This is a genomic window from Hyphomicrobium sp. 1Nfss2.1 (assembly GCF_965243865.1).
GTDB lineage: Bacteria > Pseudomonadota > Alphaproteobacteria > Rhizobiales > Hyphomicrobiaceae > Hyphomicrobium_A.
The window spans coordinates 1,211,817-1,232,411 of the sequence record NZ_OZ251603.1 but is presented as its reverse complement, the minus strand read 5'-3'; the positions used below and the strand labels follow the sequence as shown (position 1 = coordinate 1,232,411).

The following is a 20,595-nucleotide window of genomic DNA, read 5'->3' as shown; positions in this document are numbered from 1 at the left end:
CAAAACGACCTTGCCATAGCCGAAGGTTAAAGCCCCGTGCATAGGGGCGTGAAATCGTAACCGTCTGCTGGCATGGTGCCACTTCGAAACGGGGGAGCAGCAAATGGCCAAGCACATCGTTCTCATCCATGGCGCCTTCTGCGGGGGCTGGTGTTTCGCGGACATCATGCCTGTGTTTGCAGAGCGGGGCTGGAGCTGCGAGGCGCCTGACTTGCCGTATCATGTGCCGGGACCGAAGCGCAAACCGGCGCCACAACTCGCCAAGCAGAGCGTTGCCGATTACACGCGCGACATGGCCGAATTCGTCAAACGCCTGCCGGAGCCGCCGGTCATCGTTGGGCATTCGATGGGTGGGCTCATCGCACAGCAACTGGCGGCGCAAGGCCTCGCCAAGGCGCTGGTGCTGTTCGCCCCGGCGCCGCCGTGGGGTGTGCTGCCGTCGACTGAAGATGAAATGAACCTGGCCAAGGGGCTGATGCAGGCCTCGCCGTTCTGGGACAAGGCGCTCAATCCATCATTCGACGTGGCGAAAGGGGATTCGCTCGCAAGTCTCGACGCCGATGGGCAGCGCCGGATCTTCGACATGTTCAGCGCCGAGTCCGGCCTGGCACTGTTCGAGCTGTTCTTCTGGATGTTCGACAAGCAGAGAACGATCGCCGTGGACGAAGCCAACGTCACCTGCCCGGTGCTGGTGGTGGCAGGCTCTGAGGACAAGGTTATTTCGGCGGTCACGTGCCGCAAGGTGGCGGCCCTCTATGCTAATGCAACCTTCGAGGAGGCGGCAGGACGCGGTCACTTCCTGATCATGGAGGAAGGGGCGTCGGCCTTGGCCGGGCACTGCGCCGACTGGCTCGCCAAGGTGGTCACCAACTGAGTTTGCCGGAGTGGCTGAGCGGGCGCCAGCGAGGTTATGATCGTTGAGCGGGGCGATCAGCGCCGCGGTTCCAGGGTATCGACGTTGCGCGCGCTGCCTACCCACGCTCTGCTTGCTGGATTGCTGCTGTTGGTGGCAGTGGCGCTGCGCATTGCGGATCCCGATCCAGTGGCGCGACTGCGGCTCGCGGTGTTCGACACATATCTGCAGCTTGCGCCGCGCCAGCTCGATGCAGCGCTTCCGGTGCGGATTGTCGACATCGACGATGCTTCCCTTGCCCGTGTGGGACAGTGGCCGTGGCCGCGCGGAAAGCTGGCTGAGATTGTCGAGCGGTTGACGGCGGCGGGTGCGCGAACTGTCACGCTCGACTTGATCTTTGCCGAGCCGGACCGGCTGTCGCCGGCGGAATTTGCGAAGCTGTTTGCGGATCAGCCTGAGCTGCGTCCGCTGGTGGAGAAGGCGGGAGAGCTTCCGTCGAGCGATGCGCGCTTTGCTGCGGCGCTAGGTGCTGCTGCGTCTGTGCTGGGCGTGGCGGGTGAAAGCTCGAGCAGCGCGCCGGGGCCGGCGGTGGGCGCGCGGTTTGCCGTTGCGGGCGATGATCCTTTGCAGTTCGTGCCGCGCTATACGGGGGCTGTGCAAAGTCTGCCGATGCTGAACGCCGCCGCGAAGGGGATCGGAGCTGTCAACTGGCTCCCGGAACGCGATCAGGTTGTGCGCCGCGTGCCGTTGTTGGTTGCGATCGGCGGGCAACTCTATCCGTCGTTGCCGCTCGAAGCGCTGCGGATCGGGATGGGCGAAAGCACGGTCTTCGTGCGCTCATCTGGCGGCAGCAGCGTCGGTGCGTTCGGGCAGCGCACGGGCATCGAGCATGTGCGGGTCGGGAAGATAGTTCTGCCGACGGAGGCGGACGGCGAATTGTGGTTGCGGTTTTCGCGCCCCGATCCGCGTCGGTACATATCCGCGCACACGATCCTCGATGGCACCTATGAGCCCGCCAATATCAAAGGGCGCGACATTCTCATCGGCACGAGCGCAGTCGGGCTGCTCGACTTGAGGGCGACCCCGCTCGATACGGCGGTTCCAGGCGTCGAGGTGCACGCGCAGGCGCTGGAGCAGATGCTTTCGGGCGAGCATCTGGTGCGGCCGCCGTTCGCGCTGGGGCTGGAACTCGTCTATCTCGTCGGCGTTGGGGCGGCACTGGCGTGGCTCATCGGGCGGCTCGGGGCAACCGGCGCGGCGGTCGTTGGCGGAGCTGCTATCTTGCTGGTGTTCGCGGGTTCTTGGCTTGCATTCAAGAATACCGGCTATCTCCTCGATCCCGTCTATCCGTCGTTGGCGATTTTACTCGTCTACCTTGCCGTTTCGCTTGCAGGCTATGTCGCCACGGAGCGGGAGCGTTGGCGCGTGCGCGCTGCGTTCGGTCACTACGTGGCAGCGCCGCTAGTGGAGGAGCTGGCACGCAATCACGACAAGCTGAAGCTGGGCGGGGAGACCCGCGAGGTGACGGTGCTGTTCGCCGACGTGCGCGGCTTCACCAACATTGCGGAGGGCCTGTCGGCGGAGGCGCTGATCGCGTTTCTCAATCGCATGTTCACGCCACTCTCCGAGATCATTCTCGAAGAGCGAGGGACGATAGACAAGTTCATGGGTGACGCCGTGATGGCGTTCTGGAATGCGCCGCTCGCCGATCCGGTTCATGCTGCCAATGCGTGTCGCGCGGCATTGCGCATGCAGGAGGAGCTCGACAAGTTGAATTCCCTTTGGGCAGCCGAGGCGGCGGCGCGGGGGGAGGCTGTACACAAGGTCGAGCTTGGCATCGGCCTCAATACCGGGGCGTGCTGCGTCGGGAATGTCGGCTCGCCGCAGCGTTTCGATTATTCGATTCTCGGCGACGTGGTGAACGTCGCTTCCCGTCTGGAAGGCGAGACGAAGACGTACGGCGTGCCGATTGTCGTGGGAGAAAGCACTGCGCGCGCTGCACCAGATATGGCGCTGCTGGAACTCGGATCGGTAGCGGTGCGCGGTAAGCAGCGCGCTGAGCGGATATTTGCACTGGTCGGGGATGAGGCATGGGCGCGCACGCCGGCATTCAGGCAATTGCTCGAAGCGCATCAGCTATTGCTGGCATCTATGAATGAAGGCGATGCGGATCGAGTGCGTGCGGCTCACGCGGCCTGCGCGGCACATGGCAGCTTTGCGCGGCTTTACGCGGCTTTTGCGAGGCTGGCTGCGGCGGATCAGCCGAAGTCTGCGACGTAGCCCTCTCGCAAAGCCCGGAGGCGACGGATTTAGGCCGCTACGCGCGTTAGCGATCAACGATGGCAAAGTTTAACGCTACCAGCCCGTTGACGGCGCGCCATCGCTGACTACATGAGCGCGTGCAAGGGGAAGGGGCTCAGCATGCAGATCCGCGATACGGCCGCCGGCTATGGTCTGCCGACGCGCGCCGTTCATTGGATAATGGCGGTGGCCATCATCGGCATGTATGTGCTCGGCCTCTGGATGGTCGAGTTGAACTATTACAGCCCCTACTACCAGAGCGCTCCAAACCTCCATCGCAGCGTCGGCATTCTGCTTCTCATTCTGCTCACGGTCAGGCTTGGTTGGCGGCTGGCGAACGCGCATCCGGCGGACGATGAGCTGTCGCCGATCGAGCGCTGGGGTGCGAAGATCGTGCACTGGGGTTTCTATCCGTTGCTGTTCGCGCTGATGGTGAGTGGCTATCTGATGTCGACCGCGGACGGACGCCCGATCGAAGTGTTCGATTGGTTCAGCGTGCCGGCAATCATCGAAGACAAGGGCATGGAGAAGACGGCCGGCGAAATTCACGAGACGCTTGCCAACATCACCATGATCGTCGTGCTGCTGCACGCGGTCGCTGCCCTGAAGCATCACTTCTTCGACTGCACTCGCATTCTCACGCGGATGTGGTCGGGGCCTGAGAAGAACTAATTCAATCCACCAACAGGAGCCGTTCTCATGAAGTTATCCGCCGCATCACTCGCGTTGATCGCAGCGCTGTTCTCAGTTGCACCGGCGAGCGCTGCCGACTACGTGATCGACACGGATAAGGCGCATGCCTCGATCAACTTCCGCATCAAGCATCTCGGCTTCAGCTGGCTGACGGGTCGCTTTGACAAGTTCAAGGGGACGTTCTCGTTCGACGAGGCGAACCCAGAGGCGTCGAAGGTCAAGGTTGAGGTGGACACCGACAGCGTCAACAGCAACCATGCCGAGCGCGACAAGCATCTGCGCGGCAAGGACTTCCTCGACACGTCGAAATTTCCGACGGCAACCTTCGAGAGCACGAGCGTAAAGCTCGACGGTGACAAGGCGACGATCACGGGCAACCTGACGCTGCATGGCGTGACCAAGGAGATCACGATCGATGCAAAGCGTGTCGGGGGCGGCTCCGATCCTTGGGGCGGTCAGCGCCAAGGTTTCACAGGCACCACAACGCTGCCGCTCAAGGACTTCGACATCAATTTTAATCTTGGTCCTGCATCTCAAGCGGTCGAGATGGCTCTCGAAATCGAGGGTGTTCGGCAATAGGACACGGCTGCTCTCCCGAGACACTTGGCGTTAACTGAACAATCGTTCTGGGACGCCAAAGCGCGCGGAGCTCTTCACGTGGAAAAGGACAGGTAACGCGGTCTGTGGCAGCTTTGCCAGCCGCGCGTTCGTGGTTGCTGCGCGGAACTCGCAAGCATCGCGGTCGCGCGGCTGTTTCTTTTTCCCGTACGGAGTATGAGTTTGTCAGCCGTGCCGACGACGACAGCATGGAGTGGGGAGCGTGGGTCCGAACCGGCCCCTCGCCTGCATATACCGCCGTCGCTTCGGTTGATTCGGAAGCTGCGCGAGCAGGATGCCCGCGGCGAGAAAGCTATCGCGCTGGCACAGGCCGGGATTGCTGCATTCGTGCTGGTGCTGCATGCAACTGGGTTACGCGGTAATCTGGGTGGCCTCGACAAGTGGGTTATGTGGGCGCTTGTCGGCCTCATTTGCAGCGCGGCGGTGCGCTGGTGGCTCGCAGATAAGCGGCCGCTGCCGGAGCACAGGCTCGATTTGCTGAGCGTTGTCGATGTGGGCATCGTTCTGCTGCTGATCTGGAGCTACCAGTTCTCTTTCGGCCATCCCGCGTCGGGCGTGCTGAAGGCTCCGGGGTTCGTGCTCTTGTTGTTGCTGGTCGGCGTGCGCGCGTTGCGGTTTCATCCGCGGCCAGTCGTCGTTGCCGGTGTTTCGGCCATCATCGGTTGGAGCCTGATCGTCTGCGGTGCGGTCATTTCCGACGGCTGGGACAACGTGACGAATGATTACCAGCAATACCTGACGTCGTTTCGTATCTCTCCGGCTGCCGAGGCCGAACGTCTGGTCACGCTGATCGGGCTCGTCATCGTTCTGGCCGTCGGCGCATATGGTGCGCGCCGTGTACTCGGCAGGGCCGCGCATCTCACGGACTATGGTGAGGCACTGGAAGCGGCGCAGAGGCACCTCGAGGCTTCGGCGCGTGCGAGGTCTGAGGCCGAGATGGCTCTGGCTGCACTCGACCGGCGAGACGCGGAGCTGAGCGAGCAGAACAGACTGTTCGACGCCGCGCTTTCGAAGATGTCCCAGGGCCTGTGCATGTTCGATCAGGACCAGAGGCTGCTGGTCTGCAATAAGCGTTACGTTGAGATGTACGGCCTGTCGAGTGATCTGGCGCGGCGTGGGACGCCGTTTCGTAGGATCGTCGAAAGCCGGATTGCCAATGGGCTTTACAATGGAAGGGACGGCGAAGCCTATCTGGAAGAGCGCTTCGCATCCGTGCGCGAGACGGTACGGCATACGAAGGTGCACGAGCTTAGTGATGGGCGCATCATAGCCATCACCCACGCGCCGCTCGAAGGCGGTGGCTGGGTAGCGACGCACGATGACGTCACGTATCTGCGCAGGATCGAGGCGCGACTGTCATACATGGCGCGGCACGATGCGCTGACGGATCTGCCCAATCGGAAGCAGCTGCGCGAGCGGCTCGAGGAATTGTTGGCGGGTGAAGGCGTGAGCGCACGGGGCAGTGTGGGCGTCGTCCTGTTCGAGATAGACCGCTTCAAGGAAATCAACGACACGTTCGGCCCGTCCGCGGGCGACACGCTGTTGCAGAACGTTGCGCAACGCTTGCGTCGCAGGCTGAACGGCGTCGACATGATCGCCCGCATAGGTGGTGACGAGTTCATTGCGCTGCAGATTTCGGACGACCCGATTGGCGAGGCCGACGCGTTGGCAAAGCGTCTGCATGAAGTTCTCGGCACTTCATTCGACATCGATGGTCATCCAATCTCGATATCGATCACTGTCGGCGTGGCCATTGCGCCGGTTGATGGGGACGAGCCGGACGAGCTTCTGACGAACGCCGACCTTGCATTGGCGAGAGCCAAACGCGAGGGGCCAGGCAATACGCGCTTCTTCGAGCGGGATATGGACGCACGCATGCGTGCCCGGCACAAGCTGGAGCATGACATGCGCATCGGTCTGCGCGATGATCAGTTTGAACTCTATTATCAGCCGCAACTCGACCTTGAATCTAACGAGATTGTGTCGTTCGAGGCGCTGCTGCGTTGGAATCATCCTGAGCACGGCGTCATTGCGCCGGGTGAGTTCGTTACGCTGGCTGAGGAAACTGGCTTCATCGTTCCGCTTGGCGACTGGGTGCTGCGGCGTGCGTGCGCGGACGCCGCAACGTGGCCGAAGGGTATTCGTGTCGCGGTAAATCTGTCGATTGCGCAGTTCCGTTCGGGCAATGTGCGCCAGTCGGTGATTGCAGCCCTGGGAGTCTCGGGGCTGTCGCCAAATCGACTGGAACTCGAAATCACTGAATCGGTGCTGATGCACGATGTTAGTGGTGTGGTCTCTGCCCTGGAGGAATTGCAGGCGATCGGGGTGGGTGTTGCTCTCGACGATTTCGGGACCGGCTTTTCGTCCCTTGGCTATTTGACGACCATCCGCTTCGACAAGATCAAGATCGACAAGCACTTCATTCGCGATCTGGAGAGCGAGTCGGGGAGTGCGCTCGCTGTGTTGCGCTCGGTCGTGGCGCTGTCGAAGAGTCTGGGGATTGCGACCCTTGCCGAAGGGATCGAGACTGTCGAGCAGTTGAAACGCGTGTGCGCTGAGGGATGTTCTGAAGCGCAGGGCTACTTCATCGGGCGGCCAGCGGTCGCGGGCGACGTTGCCGGCATTCTTGTGCGCTCGTCTGGTGTGCACAGGCGCGCGTAGGCCCTGAGAGCAAGTTCTCTGAGCTAGTTCTCTTCGGGCGTATCAACCCACGGCCAAGCCTCTTCAGCGCTGCTGCCGAAATCAAACAAGTCGAGACTGATGATCGGTGCTGGGTCGGGGTCTCCGACCGATTGCCGGGGTGGTTCTTCAGGCTGCTGGGTCGGCAGAGCGAGTTGCACGATGCGGGCGCCATGGGCCTGAATGGTGGCAAGAGGGATCAAAAGCAGCGCAATCAGGGCTGATCGGTTCATGCCGGTCCTCGCGGAACAATAGCCCACTGAGTAGACATTGGCCGCTTTAATGAAGGCTCGCGGGGAAGGATCGTCGTTAAAGCAAATGCCAAGCTGTGCGGCATAAGGAGCAGTTCCAAGACGGGCTCTGAAGAGCCTTAGTGCAGGGGAAGTCTCCCAGAAGGAGGGTGGCCTGATGCATGACGGGACGAGCCAAGTGCGCTGGGATGCGCGCTTTCGTAGCGAGGCACCAGTAGTCGTCGGCGGCATCACGCTGGTGCTGTTTCTCGTTTACGGCCGCGCATGGCTGTCGGACCCAAACCAGCTTGTCGAGCGCGGCGTGTTGTTCGTCTGGTTGCTAGCAGCGATTGCGGTTTGCATCTTTGGTGTCGTGCGCCACGCAGATGCGCTGGCGGAGTTGCTGGGCGAGCCGCTCGGAACGCTGATCCTCACCGTGTCGGTGATCGTCATCGAGGTGTCGCTGATCGTGGCAGTGATGCTCGAGGGCGTGACTGATCCGACGCTGGCGCGTGACACGATGTTCTCCGTCATCATGATCATGATGAACGGCATGGTAGGACTGTGCTTGCTGGCGGGTGGCCTGCGCCACGTGCAACAGGAATACAATCTCGAGGGTGCGCGGGCCTATCTGGCGGTACTGATCCCGCTGTCGACTATCGCCCTGATCTTGCCGCGCACGACGGAATCCTCGGCGGTGGGAGGTGGTCTCAATGCTGCCCAGGCGACGTTGTTCTCGCTGGCTTCGCTCGTGCTTTATGCGATCTTTCTAGCGTTGCAGACCATGCGGCATCGCGGGTTCTTCGAGATCAAGTACGACGATGCGTGCGAGACGCCAGCTAGGCTCGACGGCGAACGCCAGTCAATCGGGAAGCATGCGCTGCTATTGCTGCTGACGCTTTTGCCGGTGGTTGGCCTGGCGGAATATCTGGCGGTTATAGTGGAGCAGGGGATCCATACACTCGACGTGCCGGCGCCGGTCGGCGGTACGTTGATTGCGGCGCTCATCTTAGCACCGGAGAGCATCACCGCGTTTCGTGCGGCCATGGCCAACAGGCTGCAGCGCTCAATCAACCTGTGCCTCGGCTCAGCGCTGTCGACGCTGGCGCTGACGGTCCCGGTGGTTTTGATGATCGGTCTTGCGACGCAGCAGAACATCACGTTGGGGCTCAACGATGAGAATATCATTCTGCTGGTGCTCACACTGACCGTGAGCATGCTGACGTTCTCCGGGGCGCGAACCAATGTCCTGCAAGGGGCAGTGCATCTGTTGCTATTCTTTTGCTATGCGGTGCTGATATTCAATCCGTAGCCGTAGCTAGCCGGGTGCGGAAGGCATTATTTACGCTCCGGTCATAGGGTTCGGCGGTGTTTGCCGGGAGATCGCAATGGCGCAGGCCGCTCAAGAAACAGCTCAGACCGTTGTCGACGCCGAGGCGCTGGAAATCTTTCAGAGCCAGTGGGATCTCTATCGCAAGTTCCTGAAGCACGACTACCTGTCGAACCGGGAGGCGTGTTCTGTGCTACGCCAATTCCTGGACGTTGAAGTTGCTCGTCCGTTCCGAATTCTCGATCTGGCTTGCGGCGATGCCAGCGGGATCGTCGGCGCGCTGCACAAGACGGACGTCGCCGAATACCGCGGAGTGGATCTCTCGGCCCCTGCACTCGCCTTGGCGGCGGAGAGCCTCGCCGCTTTGGGCTGCCCAGTGACGCTGGTTGAAGCCGATTTCACGAAGGCTCCGAGCAAAGATAAGGGTGGCGAGGATATCGTCTGGATCTCGCTGTCGCTGCACCACCTCGCCACGGACGATAAGCGCACATTCATGGGCGATGTGCGCGCAAGCCTTGCGCCTGGCGGTGCATTGCTGATCTACGAGCCGACCCGGCGCGATGGCGAGGACCGGGATGCGTACCTCGAAAGGTTCGAGGAGATTGGCAGAGCCGACTGGACCGAGCTTTCGCAGGCCGAGTTCGGCGAGGCGATGAAACACGTGCGCGCGTGCGATTTGCCGGAAACGGTATCGGACTGGCGGCGCTTAGGTAGCGAATCCGGCTTCGCGGTGATTCAAGAGCTCTATCGTTCGCCGACTGATCTGTTCCGGCTGTTTCTCTATCGGCCCTGAAGCAACGTCAGTCTGGCCGCTTGGCGATAATGGCGACCGTCTCGACGATTTCCGGGAAGATGCCTTCGGGGGAGAGCGAGAGCATACGGTCGTGCACGGCGTTCTGGTACGCTCTGCGGCCGTCCTCGCCGAGTGCTGCTGGCGAGTTGGCGGAGAATGACAGTGCGCGTGCCACGACCTCGTCGAGTGGCGTCAATCGCTTTTCGAATACAGAGATGGTCTCGACGACGTTGAACGGACTGCGCAAAAGCACGCTCGTATGCGCCTCCCAGTCGTTGCCCTTGCGCCAGCGATAAAAATCATCGAAGCGGCCGTGCGCGGTGCGTAGCTCCTCGAAGGCGTCGTGCCATTTGAGCTCGGGTGCGGGATGCAGCTCGGTGTTGACGAGTGCGATGCTGCCGGCTGGTGCAACGAGTTCGTCAAGACGCTGCAACGTCGCCTCGCGATCCATCCAATGGAAGGCGCGCGCGATGGTGACGAGATCGAGGGGAGCCAGAGAGGCATCCAGATCGAACGATGTGCCGACGCGCCAGTCGATGACGGCGCCGGCATCTGCTGTCGCGGCGCTGGCTGTCGCGATCATTGCTGGATCGATGTCGATGCCGAAGGTGGTGCCGGCGTATCTGGAGAGGGGAAGCGTCAGCGATCCGGGACCGCAGCCGAGGTCGAGCACGCGCGACTGGGGGGTGAGCTTCGTCTCCTGGGCCAGCTTGGCAATGAGACGATCCGAGTAGCGTGGGCGGCCGCTGACATAGTGCGGGATTGCCGATGTGAAGCGGTCGGGAATGATGGGTGCAATCTGTGCCATGTGGTTCCCGGCGGTCTGAATTCTGGCTTGTTAGTTAGGTAGTGCCGGGTGCACGCGCAAATCGCTTCGACCGAATCCCCAAACGACTACGCCCGCCAGGCGTCACCGGGCGGGCAAAGAGTAGCCGACTGTCAGTCGATAGCTTAGGCCGTAGCAGCCTTGGCGCCGCGGCGCAGGCCAGCGGCCTTCTTCAGACGCTTGCGGCCAGTGGCGGTGTTGCCCTGGTTACGCGTCTTCGTTGTACGCGGAATGGCGCGACGGGCCTTCTTCTTGCGGGTTTCGACGTTGCGAAGGCTGCGAGTGCTGCTCATGGGTCACCTGATCGGGCGTTCATCAAAAGGGGATGGGCGCCGCAGCCAGACGGCCGGCGGAGCGCGAGCGGCTCCTCTAGGTCATCTTGGCCTGCGGCGCAAGTGCCCGCGAGCCCTGGTGACATAAATCCGTAACAAGACTCCCTTAGCCGGTCCTGTCGGACGGACGATAACGCCGGATGCGGCGATAATAACGACAGACAGGGAAGCATGGCCTCAACCCAGGACGTCATTGCCGCCGAGGATGCCCCTCTGCGGCGCGAGCGCAACCAGCGTCTGCGCCAAGCGGTGCACCGGCACAAGGCAACCTCGCGCCAGGGGATACAGGAGCGGCTGTTTACGCTGGCGTTCAGCGGGCTGGTCTATCCGCAGATCTGGGAAGACCCGGTTGTGGATCTCGAGGCGTTGAGCCTCAAGGAAGGCGAGAGCCTCGTCGCGATCGCTTCGGGCGGCTGCAATGTGCTGAGCTATTTGGCATCCGCGCCTGTACGCGTTACCGCGGTCGACCTCAACCCGGCGCACGTTGCCCTCAACAAGCTGAAGGTGGCGGCGATCGCGCATCTGCCGGACTATGAGACGTTCCGCACATTCTTCGCCGAGGCGAACCGTGCAGAGAACCTCGAAGCCTATTCGGTATTTCTGCGGCCGCACCTCGATGCGGTGACGCGGCGTTACTGGGATTCGCGCGACCGCATCGGTCGCCGCCGCATCGGCTACTTCCGTTCGAACTTCTATCGCCATGGCCTGCTCGGCAACTTCATCGCGGCCGGCCACATCCTGGCGCGGCTGCATGGCAAGAACCCGCGCCGGCTTCTGGTTGCGCGCGATCGCGGCGAGCAGCGGCAGATTTTCGAGCGCGAGCTGGCGCCGCTTTTCAAGAAGCGTCACATCCGCTGGCTGCTCGACAAGCCGTCGGCGCTGTTCGGCTTGGGTATTCCACCCTCACAGTTCGAAGCGTTGAAGGGCAAGGAAGCCAGCATGGCGGACGTGCTGCGCCAGCGCCTCGAACGGCTCGCCTGCGACTTCGACCTGAAAGACAACTATTTCGCCTGGCAGGCATTCGGCCGGCGGTACGCGACCAACATGCGCGCGCCGCTGCCGCCTTACCTGCAGCCCGACAGCTTCGCCAAGCTGCGCAAGCGCGTCGAAGACATCCAGGTCATGCATGCCTCGTTCACCGAGCATCTGGCGGCCCAGCCGGCCGGCTCGGTCGATGCCTACGTGCTGCTCGATGCGCAGGATTGGATGACGGATTCGCAGCTCGGGGCGCTGTGGAGCGAGATCGCACGGACGGCGAAACCGGGTTCGCGCGTCATCTTCCGCACCGCGGGCGAGGAGACGATCCTGCCGGGGCGTGTGCCGGACCGGATCTTGTCGCGCTTCACCTATGATCGCGACCGGTGCCGTGAGATGACGGCCAAGGATCGCTCGTCGATCTACGGTGGCTTCCATCTCTATACGTTTGCCGGCTGACGGAGGCGCTCGTGGCGCACACTGATGCCTCTGCCGCCGAGCATATGGACGCGATCTACCGCTATCAGCGGTACATCTACGACCTGACGCGCAAGTATTACCTGTTGGGGCGCGACCGGTTGGTTGGCGAATTGGCGCCACCCGATGGTGGCAGCGTTCTGGAGGTCGCGTGCGGGACGGGGCGCAATCTCATTACCGCGGCGCGGCGCTATCGCCAGGCCCGGTTTTACGGGTTCGATATCTCCAGCGCGATGCTGGATACGGCGCGGGGCTCGATTGAACGCGCTGGGCTTGGCGGTCGGATTCAAATCGCGCACGGCGATGCTACGGCCTTTGACGCGACGAAGATGTTCGGCGTGGCGACGTTCGACCGCGTCTTCATCTCCTACGCGCTGTCGATGATCCCGCCATGGCGGGGCGCGTTGCAGCAGGCGCTCGCTGCGCTGGCTCCAGGCGGGCAGCTTTTTATCGTCGACTTTGGCAATCAGGGGCGGCTGCCGCGCTGGTTCAAGCGGGCTCTGCGCCGGTGGCTGGCGCAGTTTTCGGTGACGCCGCGCGATGATCTTGCGACTGAGCTCGACAAGATCGCGGGAATGCCAGGCTACAAGGTGAAGCGGATACCGCTCTATCGCGGTTATGCGGTCTATGCGGTGGTGACGCGGACGAGCTGAGCCGGTCTCAGGCCGTCAGCGCGCGCACGATCAGGCCCGGAAGAAGCAGCACACCCGACCAGAGAATAGCGCCTATCACGCTCGCCGCGGCGAACGTTGCGAGGGGCAGTCCCTCAGCACCTGCTGCAATCGGGATCAGCGCGCGGCGCATTCCAGCGACTTTGCTGGTTACCACGGCGACCAGTCCTGATGAGCGAAGGGTCTCACGCGCCGGAGGGATGCCCTTGCCGTGGTCGTTTACGAACCAGACATCGGCGAAGCGACCGTTTGCCTTGGCGCCTTCGCGGTAGAAGAACAGGTCTGCACAGAATGCGCCTACGGCCCCGGCTATGAAGATGGGCCAGAAGCCGCCACCGGCATAGAGGTGGACGCCGCCGACGAAGGCGAAGAGCAGGAGTGTCGGCACGAACAGCATCGGCAGCGCGACGCCGTTGGCAAAGGCGAGTGCGAACATGATGAGCGCGACGATTGCCTCGTTCTCGCGCATGAACGCGAAGATCGCGTCCTGATTGTTGACGAACAGGACCGGCCAGAGGATCACCCAAACCGCCCAGATGAAAGCGCTGGCGAAGTTGGCAATCTGGAAGGGGATTTGCGGCATGGCGAACATGCCGGCGACGACGGGGATGACTGCGCGTACCGGGCCGACGAAGTGGCCGAGGAAGACGCTCCATAGGCCGTGCTCGTTGAAGAACTCCTCGCCTCGGGGGATCAAACCCGGATGCGTCGTGAACGGCCATATGCCTTCGATGCGATCCTTGAAGTGGTACCCCACCCAATAGGAGATCGCGTAGCCGATGACGCCGCCAAGGCCGGCAGCGATGATGGTCGGGATCAAGATCGGCCAGCCGACGCCGCCTGCCGCAAGGAGGAAAGCGAGACCGGTGAGGATTGCCCAGCCGGGCCAGACGATGGACAGGAAGCAGAGGGATTCGCCCAGGGCCACGATGAAGGCGATGGGGATGGCCCAACCCTCGCTCTGCTTCACCAGAGAGAGGACCGTGTCGACGAAGCTGTCGGTCATTAGAATGCTCTCAGGGGCGTTGCCGAGGGTTGGATACTAGGCAGGTGGCGGACATCGGTTAGCCACGCTTGCAACGGCGCTTCATCTCAGTGCTCAGCTCGCGCGAAACTTCACTGGCGAGCATTATGCCGCGCGATACTTGTGCAGGGGTGAGGTTGTTGGCCGCCCGCAAAACGCCGGGGGCGCGGTCGGCTTCGTTCTTGCCGTGCGCCAGCTCATCGCAGGAAAGCTCTTTCTTCTTGCTCTTGAGGGCGAAGAGGCGGACCCCCGAGGCATAGGCCTCGGCTGGGGCATGGGCTCTGATCCATGAACGGTCGTTGTCGTCGACGAGATAGCGCAGCGTGCGCTGGCGCTTGGCGACGCAGTCGCTGGAATCGTCGACGCACGTGAGGCCCGAGCTGGCGCCGGTGGTGACGTTGGGACCGGTACAACCGACAGGTGCGATAGGGACGAACAGCATGAGCAGGACCGGCAGGTTCCGGCGACGCTGGCGAATCATTCTTGCTCCCTTGTCGGCACGCCGCTTAAGCCCGTAGAAGGCCTCCATGGCCGCGTCAAGGCGAATCACGGGCGGCCAGGCGAGGAGGGCCCAGACATGACGCACGCGATCCGTATTCACGGGACTGGCGGTCCCGAGGTGCTGACCTGGGAGGCCGTCGAGGTTGGCGAACCGGGGCCGGGCGAGGTGCGTATCCGCCAAACGGCCATCGGGCTCAATTACATAGATACCTATCACCGCAGCGGGCTTTACAAGCTGGCGGCCCTGCCGGCCGTGATCGGGATGGAAGGTGCCGGGAGGGTCGAAGCGCTGGGGCCCGGTGTCAGCGACTTCAAGGTCGGCGACCGCGTCGCCTATGGGACGGCGCTGGGCGCTTATGCCGAGGAGAGGCTTATCGCGGCCGATCGCTTGGTAAAGCTTCCCGACAGCATCAGCGATGCCACGGCCGCATCGATCATGCTGCAGGGCATGACGGTCCGATATCTGCTGCGGGAGACGTATCCGTGCACCCCGGAGACTGTAGTGCTGTTCCATGCCGCGGCGGGCGGTGTGGGGCTGATTGCCTGCCAGTGGGCGAAGGCGATCGGCGCGACGATGATCGGTACGGTGGGCAGCGATGAGAAGGCGGCGCTGGCCAAGGCCGCTGGATGCACGCATGTCATCAACTACCGCACGGAGGATTTTGTCGCGCGCGTGCGTGAGATCACCGGCGGGGCGATGTGCGATGTCGTCTATGATGGCGTTGGCAAGGATACGTTCCCTTCATCGCTCGACTGTTTGAAGCCGAAGGGCTTGTGGGTGAGCTTCGGCAACGCATCGGGGCCGGTGCCGCCGTTCGATATGGCATTGCTGTCGGCGAAGGGTTCGCTGTTTGCAACGCGCCCGACGTTGATGACCTACACGGCGCGGCGTGAGGATCTTGCCGCCAACGCGGCCGATCTTTTCTCAATGATCGAGAAAGGTGCGGTCAAGGTGGAGCCGAGCCGGACGTACTCTTTGAGTGACGCGGCGCAGGCACACCGCGATCTCGAAGCGCGGCTAACGACGGGTTCGATCGTTCTCATTCCGTAAATGCTCGACTTGTCTGCGGTTATGGTTAGCCGCCGGTAACCATGACGGTGAACGAACGCTTGCGGCGTGCGCAGAAGCGAAGCGTATGCGCCGAATTGGGGCGATACGGGCGCGCGCGTTCACGCATCGGATACTTGGCAGTTTACCAAGTTTCATTGCTCACCTGACATTCTCGTAAGCATAGCTCGAGCGGCATAGCCGCAGTGTATGTGAGTACGGGCGGGACAGGTAATGGCACGGCTACAGATAGCTGCACACGGAATTGAGGAGAGCACCGACTACGGCTCAACGCCGGATGCTCTTTTCCAACTCGGCCTTAGGTATTGCGTAGGCCGGGATGTGGATGTCGACCTCGTAGAGGCGCACAAGTGGTTCAATCTCGCGGCGATGCGCGGCAACGACGATGCCAAGCACTACCGGTCGGATATCTCGCGAGAGATGTCGAGGGTTCAGATCTCACGCGCACAGCGCCTCGCGCGTGAGTGGCTGACACGCCACTGAGGCTTCGTCCGGCTTTGCGATGAGACCGATGATTGACGCTTCGGACTGATATGGTCCGAAGCGATCATGGTCTCGCGATCAACAGTCGCCGAAGAACGAGGTCATGCAATCCCAAGACTTCTTGACCGCATGGCCGACGGCCTTGCCGGTGTCGGAGACAGCCTTGCCGGTCTGGTTGGCGAGGTTCTCGACGGCATTTGGCTTGTGCTGGGGCTGAGCGCCCTCGGGTGCATCGGCGGTCTGTTGCGGCGGGCCTTGCGCGGGTTGCGGTTCGGGTGGAACTGCAACTGGAGCCAAGTGCTGTGTCGTGCCCGGCGCCATGGCTGGCGACGATGGGGGAGTAGCCGGCATCGGTTGCGGCGTGCCCGTCTCCAGGGGTGAAGCGCCCGGATCGCCCAACGTGAACATGACAGTGCGCGTCTCGCCGGGGCAGGGCGTTGCTTGGCCGCGGGCGGCGCTGCAACTTGCGTGGCCGCCAGCTTTGGCAAGCTCGGTGATGCAAAGGAACTGGCCGCGCGAGGAGCGAGCGGCGGGGGATGCCTCGCCACCGATCACGCAGCGATAAGTGGCGTCGGGCCCACTGCAGGTGACGCAGTATTCCTGAGCTAAGGCACCTTGGGTCGATGCCAAAGTCAACAAGGTCGCCGCGAGGGGGATGAGCCGCCTCAGCATAGGTGACACCCTAAGGTCTGGCCGCTTCCGGCCTTATTATTGATCCCGCCAGGACGATGCGGCGGGTGGCGATGGGCGTCAAGAGCCGGAAGACTGCGGAAGCACTGTTTACCCGGCTTGCAATCGAGCGAACCCGCCTCTATTAGGGGCTGCTCTGGAGCTGTGGCCGAGAGGCTGAAGGCGGCGGTTTGCTAAACCGTTATACGCTTGTAAAGGCGTATCGAGGGTTCGAATCCCTCCGGCTCCGCCATTCTTTAGCTCACGCGCCCGAGGGGCGCTCCGCATGGGCGGCGCTTAGCGCCGGGCCGCTTGCGGCCTGAGCCCTGACGGGCTGAAGTGGATCAATCGACTCACGCGCCGATGGCCGCGCCGCGTCCATGCAGGGCACGGCTTCGCCATGACGGCGGCGCTCAGCGCCGGGTCGCCTTGCTCCCGAGCCCTTCGGGCTGGAGGTAGGCGCGGTTCTAGCTCGTGCGCAGCTGGGGCAAGAGTGCTTGCTAGGGCGCCAGTTTTGCCACTTCTGCCAGGGTCTGGAGGAGTTCAGAGGCGGGTGTCTGAGCAAGACACATCAGCGTCCAGCCAAACCAGAGCCGCTCCTGGCCGCGCGTTATGGCGCGACTGACGGCGCCCAGTCCCAACTTGTTCAGAGCGGTGTGCACTTTGCGGGCGTTGAGCGCGCGCAGGACGCCGCGATTGCATTTGGGCGTCAGTGAAAACATCGCGTGAATCCGAAAGTCGGGGCTCAGAAGGTCGGAGAGCTGGTAGCGATCGACCCAATGGCGGATCTGACCCGGCTTTGGCTCAGCGATGGCGTTGCGTTCGAGTTGCGGACGGTTCTGGGTGGCGAGCATGAGATAGCCGCCCGGTCTCAATAGGGATGCCATTTTGGCGATGAAGGCTCGTTGGTCTGCGACGTGAGAAAGCACCTCGAGGCAGACGATCACGTCGTATCGGGCCTCGTCGAACTTAAGAGCCATGAAGTCGCCGGCGACGAAGCGCACGCTTGGCAATCGCTCCGATGCGCGCTCGAGGCATTCGTGCGAAAGATCCGTTCCGGTTACGGAGCCAAAAGCGGTGAGGCTCTGACATAACCAACCGGCGCCGCAGCCGACCTCCAAGATTTCGAGATCGTTTCGACCGAGGTCATCGAGCCAGGCGCACACCGAATCGCGCTGATCGAGTGACACGCGCTCGATGTTTTGCTCGCGCGTTGCGGTGTTCCATTGGTTCCAGAACGCGACCTGGTCGTCCATGGGCGCATCGTGGTTTTGCACATTGCTCGACATTGCGGTTGCCTGCAGTCCTATCGCTTCTGGCCGATGCTATGGCGGCGGTGATGGCGGGTGCAGACAGCAAAACGGCGTATGCACGCGTAACGTGTGTACGCGGTGCTAGCGTTAACGCGGGCGTTGGCGGGTCGCCAGCGGTCAGTAGACCGCCGGCACGTACATCTCGCGCGGGATGGGGTGACGCTCATAGTCGGGGTGATAGGTCCGCTCAGGCAGCACGATCGGCGGCCGCTTCACCTCCGCGTACGGGATCTGGCTCAGCAGATGGTGGATGCAGTTGAGGCGGGCGCGCTTCTTGTCGACCGCCTCGATAACCCACCAGGGCGCCTCAGGGATGTGGGTGCGCTCGAGCATGATCTCCTTGGCGCGCGTATAGGCCTCCCAGCGGACGCGCGACTGCAGGTCCATGGGGGACAGCTTCCACTGTTTCAGCGGATCGTGGATGCGCATGGAAAAGCGGAAGTGCTGCTCCTCGTCGGTGATGGAGAACCAATACTTAATGAGAATAGTGCCGGAGCGGACCAGCATGCGCTCGAACTCGGGTACGGTGCGCAGGAACTCATCGCACTCCTCCGCAGTGCAGAAACCCATGACGCGCTCGACGCCGGCACGATTGTACCAAGAGCGGTCGAAAAGCACGATCTCGCCGGCGGCGGGCAGGTGGCTCACGTAGCGCTGGAAATACCATTGCGTGCGCTCGCGCTCGCTCGGCGCGGGGAGAGCTGCTACGCGGCAGACGCGCGGGTTGAGGCGCTGGCTGATACGCTTGATGACGCCGCCTTTGCCGGCTGCGTCGCGGCCTTCGAAGATCACGACGACCTTGAGCTTCTGGTCGACGACCCAGTCCTGCAGCTTGACCAACTCGCCCTGGAGGCGGAACAGCTCCTTGAAATAGAGCTGGCGGTCCATGCCTTCCGGTTCGGGGTGCTCGGCCATGTCGTCGAGCAGCGTGCTGAGACGCTGGTCGTCGAGTTCCATCTCGAGCTCCTCATCGAAGCTGTCTTGAAGGTCGGCGCGTGCACGCGTGTCGAAGTCCTTGTTGCGCGTGTCTTTGGTCACGACGGTGTCTCCTGCACTCAGGGCGGTTGGATTTGGGTCAGGACCGATCGCCCGACATGCGGTCGAGCAGTGCTGTCAGCGGGCGTGAGAAGGCGACGACGGCGACGGTCAATGCGGTGACGATGGCGGCGACAGCGCCAAAAAGGACGAGCTTCAGCTCTAATGGTGCGCCGGTTTCATCAATGAGGTTCATGCCGAGGAAGCCAGTGGCGATGGTGCCGATAAGACCAAGGATGGTAACGGCGGTGAGACGGTGGATGGTTCCGCTCTGGCGGCGCAGGACGTCGCTGTCGAGATATTGGACCATGTCGAAGATCTCGCCGCGCAGCTCCTTGTAAAGCTCGTCGTTGCCCAGATGCGAGCGCTGCATGCGGAAGAGGTCGCGTGTCTGCGCCTGGTCCGACACCTCGGTGAACCAGTAGCGCTGGGTGAAGCGCATAAAGGCCTCCTGAAGGCGGAAGGTCTCACGCCTGAAACCAACGGTGGAGCGGGCGCTACGCATTTCCAAATGTTTGATCGCTGCGACGAGGCGGTCGGACAGCATCAACAGCGCGGCCTTGTGGAAGTGGCTGATGAGGAAGAGCAGGAAGTACTGATGACGGAACTGGCCGAGCAAGCCGCGCTCGTTGTCATCGAGGCGCGGCGAGTCTCCGTCGGCGACGATCGTAAACGCGTGGCCGGAGAGGAGGAAGCGGGCGCTGAGGCCGGTCGCTTCGGTGCCTTCGTGATAGTAGCGATCGTAGCAGTGGCGCGGCTCGAAATCGTGCAGGAAGCGATCGGAGAAGGGACCATCGCCATTCGCATTGGGGCCCGTGGCGAAGGCGAGACGCATGTAGTCGGCGCGCTGGACTTCGCGCATGCGCTCGAGCGTCAGGTAGGTCATGACGGGCATGCGGTAATATTCGATCTGTCGGAACGAGAGCGGGCTGTTGCTGTCGGCCTTTTCCGCGGTGAGCGGCTTCAGCAGGAATTCCCAGTGGGCGGCGAAGCAAGGCGTGCGCTGGTGTCCCACGAACGAGAGATAACGTTCGCGCTTCTGATAATCGGAGGTCGCAAGAACGGTTCCGTCCTTGGCCAGCCACTCGACCCGATGCGGGCAGTGCAGCGGCTCGCCAGTCTCGGTCCAGCCCGGCGGATAAGCGCGGCCGAAGCGATACATGATTTCGTTGACGACGGGCAGAGGCACGTTGGACGCGTAGAACTCGAAGGCGAGGATCACCGCGTCGACGTCATGGAAGAAGTGCAGGTCGATATGGGCGATCTGGCAGGTGATGGGCTCGGCGCCTTCATACAGCACCATACGGACCGCGGCGACATCGGTGCGGCGGTAAACGCGCAGCGGGGCGTCGCCCTTGCCGAGGGTGCGAAGCGAGCCCGGCGCGTCGCCGTAGAGGAAACGCTGGACGTGCGGGAGGAAAGCGACGAACTCGCGATAGTGGCGTTCCTGGAAGGCATCGCCTTCGACGCCGAACTCGTCGTCGACGAGTTCCCAATGGCCGGCGCCGAGGCGCTCGAACAGCACGTCGGGCGCTTCGCGGCTTTCGGCCGTCTTGCCGCTCGCGATCAATTCGATGGGCCAGAGAACGATCTGGCGGAAGTGTCGCGCGAGGCGACCTGCGTCTGCGGTCTGCCGCGGCGCAAGCGTCATCGTGGCCGGCGCGCTGTCGTCGTTGGCCATGCTTTCCCCGTCTGCAGATGCTGGGCCGAGGTCCACACCTCA

20 protein-coding genes and 1 tRNA gene are annotated in these 20,595 nt (G+C 62.6%); 12 read left to right on the top strand and 9 right to left on the bottom strand.

The window, feature by feature from the left end:
• Positions 1-103 precede the first annotated feature (103 nt).
• The 5 genes from ACP15D_RS06160 to ACP15D_RS06140 all read left to right on the top strand — a co-directional run bounded on the left by ACP15D_RS06160 (position 104) and on the right by ACP15D_RS06140 (position 7,126).
• Positions 104-874 carry an alpha/beta fold hydrolase gene (locus ACP15D_RS06160; RefSeq protein ID WP_424956667.1) on the top strand — a complete coding sequence of 257 codons (771 nt, stop codon included), beginning with the start codon at positions 104-106 and terminating at the stop codon, positions 872-874.
• Positions 875-958: 84 nt separating this feature from the next.
• Entirely contained in the window at positions 959-3,133 is a 2,175-nt protein-coding gene (locus ACP15D_RS06155; protein WP_424956666.1) for a CHASE2 domain-containing protein, read from the top strand.
• Between the two features lie 141 nt (positions 3,134-3,274).
• A complete protein-coding gene (locus ACP15D_RS06150; protein WP_424956665.1) occupies positions 3,275-3,826 on the top strand; it encodes a cytochrome b in 552 nt (183 codons plus the stop codon).
• A gap of 27 nt (positions 3,827-3,853) precedes the next feature.
• Complete coding sequence (locus ACP15D_RS06145) at positions 3,854-4,426, top strand: YceI family protein (protein ID WP_424956664.1); 573 nt, start codon at positions 3,854-3,856, stop codon at positions 4,424-4,426.
• Between the two features lie 288 nt (positions 4,427-4,714).
• On the top strand, positions 4,715-7,126 hold the full coding sequence (locus ACP15D_RS06140) for a putative bifunctional diguanylate cyclase/phosphodiesterase (protein ID WP_424956663.1): 2,412 nt from the start codon (positions 4,715-4,717) through the stop codon (positions 7,124-7,126).
• 23 nt (positions 7,127-7,149) lie between these two features.
• Here the strand turns inward: ACP15D_RS06140 and ACP15D_RS06135 are convergent, their stop codons facing one another.
• The gene (locus tag ACP15D_RS06135; RefSeq protein WP_424956662.1) at positions 7,150-7,377 is read right to left on the bottom strand and encodes a hypothetical protein; all 228 of its coding nucleotides are present in this window, start codon (positions 7,375-7,377) and stop codon (positions 7,150-7,152) included.
• Between the two features lie 175 nt (positions 7,378-7,552).
• Here ACP15D_RS06135 and ACP15D_RS06130 point away from each other — a divergent pair, with 175 nt between their 5' ends.
• The gene (locus ACP15D_RS06130; protein WP_424956661.1) at positions 7,553-8,686 is read left to right on the top strand and encodes a calcium:proton antiporter; all 1,134 of its coding nucleotides are present in this window, start codon (positions 7,553-7,555) and stop codon (positions 8,684-8,686) included.
• Between the two features lie 76 nt (positions 8,687-8,762).
• Positions 8,763-9,497: a class I SAM-dependent methyltransferase gene (locus ACP15D_RS06125; RefSeq protein WP_424956660.1), complete on the top strand. Its 735-nt coding sequence runs from the start codon at positions 8,763-8,765 to the stop codon at positions 9,495-9,497.
• Positions 9,498-9,504: 7 nt separating this feature from the next.
• On the opposite strand, the gene ACP15D_RS06120 is transcribed toward ACP15D_RS06125, so the two are convergent.
• Positions 9,505-10,305, bottom strand: a complete 801-nt coding sequence (locus ACP15D_RS06120) for a class I SAM-dependent methyltransferase (RefSeq protein ID WP_424956659.1) — start codon at positions 10,303-10,305, stop codon at positions 9,505-9,507.
• Positions 10,306-10,448: 143 nt separating this feature from the next.
• Complete coding sequence (locus tag ACP15D_RS06115; protein WP_424956658.1) at positions 10,449-10,616, bottom strand: hypothetical protein; 168 nt, start codon at positions 10,614-10,616, stop codon at positions 10,449-10,451.
• Between the two features lie 210 nt (positions 10,617-10,826).
• Here ACP15D_RS06115 and ACP15D_RS06110 point away from each other — a divergent pair, with 210 nt between their 5' ends.
• Together ACP15D_RS06110 and ACP15D_RS06105 are read left to right on the top strand one after the other, a co-directional pair.
• The gene (locus ACP15D_RS06110; protein WP_424956657.1) at positions 10,827-12,089 is read left to right on the top strand and encodes a DUF3419 family protein; all 1,263 of its coding nucleotides are present in this window, start codon (positions 10,827-10,829) and stop codon (positions 12,087-12,089) included.
• Between the two features lie 11 nt (positions 12,090-12,100).
• On the top strand, positions 12,101-12,760 hold the full coding sequence (locus ACP15D_RS06105) for a class I SAM-dependent methyltransferase (RefSeq protein WP_424956656.1): 660 nt from the start codon (positions 12,101-12,103) through the stop codon (positions 12,758-12,760).
• A gap of 7 nt (positions 12,761-12,767) precedes the next feature.
• Here the strand turns inward: ACP15D_RS06105 and ACP15D_RS06100 are convergent, their stop codons facing one another.
• A complete protein-coding gene (locus ACP15D_RS06100) occupies positions 12,768-13,784 on the bottom strand; it encodes a DedA family protein (protein WP_424956655.1) in 1,017 nt (338 codons plus the stop codon).
• A 58-nt stretch (positions 13,785-13,842) separates the two neighbouring features.
• Entirely contained in the window at positions 13,843-14,283 is a 441-nt protein-coding gene (locus ACP15D_RS06095; protein ID WP_424956654.1) for a hypothetical protein, read from the bottom strand.
• Positions 14,284-14,379: 96 nt separating this feature from the next.
• Between ACP15D_RS06095 and ACP15D_RS06090 the strand changes: the two genes are divergently transcribed.
• Together ACP15D_RS06090 and ACP15D_RS06085 are read left to right on the top strand one after the other, a co-directional pair.
• A complete protein-coding gene (locus tag ACP15D_RS06090) occupies positions 14,380-15,354 on the top strand; it encodes a quinone oxidoreductase family protein (protein WP_424956653.1) in 975 nt (324 codons plus the stop codon).
• A 231-nt stretch (positions 15,355-15,585) separates the two neighbouring features.
• Positions 15,586-15,855 carry an SEL1-like repeat protein gene (locus ACP15D_RS06085; RefSeq protein ID WP_072371969.1) on the top strand — a complete coding sequence of 90 codons (270 nt, stop codon included), beginning with the start codon at positions 15,586-15,588 and terminating at the stop codon, positions 15,853-15,855.
• A 78-nt stretch (positions 15,856-15,933) separates the two neighbouring features.
• Here the strand turns inward: ACP15D_RS06085 and ACP15D_RS06080 are convergent, their stop codons facing one another.
• On the bottom strand, positions 15,934-16,527 hold the full coding sequence (locus ACP15D_RS06080; protein ID WP_424956652.1) for a hypothetical protein: 594 nt from the start codon (positions 16,525-16,527) through the stop codon (positions 15,934-15,936).
• Between the two features lie 156 nt (positions 16,528-16,683).
• On the opposite strand from ACP15D_RS06080, the gene ACP15D_RS06075 reads away from it, so the two are divergent.
• Positions 16,684-16,777, top strand: a tRNA-Ser gene (locus ACP15D_RS06075).
• A 247-nt stretch (positions 16,778-17,024) separates the two neighbouring features.
• Here ACP15D_RS06075 and ACP15D_RS06070 read toward each other — a convergent pair.
• From ACP15D_RS06070 to ACP15D_RS06060, 3 genes are all read right to left on the bottom strand, one after another.
• A complete protein-coding gene (locus ACP15D_RS06070) occupies positions 17,025-17,780 on the bottom strand; it encodes a class I SAM-dependent methyltransferase (protein ID WP_424956651.1) in 756 nt (251 codons plus the stop codon).
• Positions 17,781-17,954: 174 nt separating this feature from the next.
• Complete coding sequence (gene ppk2 / locus ACP15D_RS06065; RefSeq protein ID WP_424956650.1) at positions 17,955-18,875, bottom strand: polyphosphate kinase 2; 921 nt, start codon at positions 18,873-18,875, stop codon at positions 17,955-17,957.
• Positions 18,876-18,912: 37 nt separating this feature from the next.
• Positions 18,913-20,553 (bottom strand): hypothetical protein, encoded by a 1,641-nt coding sequence (locus tag ACP15D_RS06060; RefSeq protein ID WP_424956649.1) that lies wholly within the window; start codon positions 20,551-20,553, stop codon positions 18,913-18,915.
• Positions 20,554-20,595 lie beyond the last annotated feature (42 nt).

Bases quoted from the DNA above. Each gene is read 5' to 3' on its own strand.
- ACP15D_RS06160 (WP_424956667.1), top strand. From the start codon at position 104: ATGGCCAAGCACATCGTTCTCATCCATGGCGCCTTCTGCGGGGGCTGG.
- ACP15D_RS06150 (WP_424956665.1), top strand. From the start codon at position 3,275: ATGCAGATCCGCGATACGGCCGCCGGCTATGGTCTGCCGACGCGCGCC.
- ACP15D_RS06145 (WP_424956664.1), top strand. From the start codon at position 3,854: ATGAAGTTATCCGCCGCATCACTCGCGTTGATCGCAGCGCTGTTCTCA.
- ACP15D_RS06135 (WP_424956662.1), bottom strand. From the start codon at position 7,377: ATGAACCGATCAGCCCTGATTGCGCTGCTTTTGATCCCTCTTGCCACC.
- ACP15D_RS06130 (WP_424956661.1), top strand. From the start codon at position 7,553: ATGCATGACGGGACGAGCCAAGTGCGCTGGGATGCGCGCTTTCGTAGC.
- ACP15D_RS06125 (WP_424956660.1), top strand. From the start codon at position 8,763: ATGGCGCAGGCCGCTCAAGAAACAGCTCAGACCGTTGTCGACGCCGAG.
- ACP15D_RS06120 (WP_424956659.1), bottom strand. From the start codon at position 10,305: ATGGCACAGATTGCACCCATCATTCCCGACCGCTTCACATCGGCAATC.
- ACP15D_RS06115 (WP_424956658.1), bottom strand. From the start codon at position 10,616: ATGAGCAGCACTCGCAGCCTTCGCAACGTCGAAACCCGCAAGAAGAAG.
- ACP15D_RS06110 (WP_424956657.1), top strand. From the start codon at position 10,827: ATGGCCTCAACCCAGGACGTCATTGCCGCCGAGGATGCCCCTCTGCGG.
- ACP15D_RS06100 (WP_424956655.1), bottom strand. From the start codon at position 13,784: ATGACCGACAGCTTCGTCGACACGGTCCTCTCTCTGGTGAAGCAGAGC.
- ACP15D_RS06095 (WP_424956654.1), bottom strand. From the start codon at position 14,283: ATGATTCGCCAGCGTCGCCGGAACCTGCCGGTCCTGCTCATGCTGTTC.
- ACP15D_RS06090 (WP_424956653.1), top strand. From the start codon at position 14,380: ATGACGCACGCGATCCGTATTCACGGGACTGGCGGTCCCGAGGTGCTG.
- ACP15D_RS06085 (WP_072371969.1), top strand. From the start codon at position 15,586: ATGGCACGGCTACAGATAGCTGCACACGGAATTGAGGAGAGCACCGAC.
- ACP15D_RS06080 (WP_424956652.1), bottom strand. From the start codon at position 16,527: ATGCTGAGGCGGCTCATCCCCCTCGCGGCGACCTTGTTGACTTTGGCA.
- ACP15D_RS06070 (WP_424956651.1), bottom strand. From the start codon at position 17,780: ATGGACGACCAGGTCGCGTTCTGGAACCAATGGAACACCGCAACGCGC.
- ACP15D_RS06060 (WP_424956649.1), bottom strand. From the start codon at position 20,553: ATGGCCAACGACGACAGCGCGCCGGCCACGATGACGCTTGCGCCGCGG.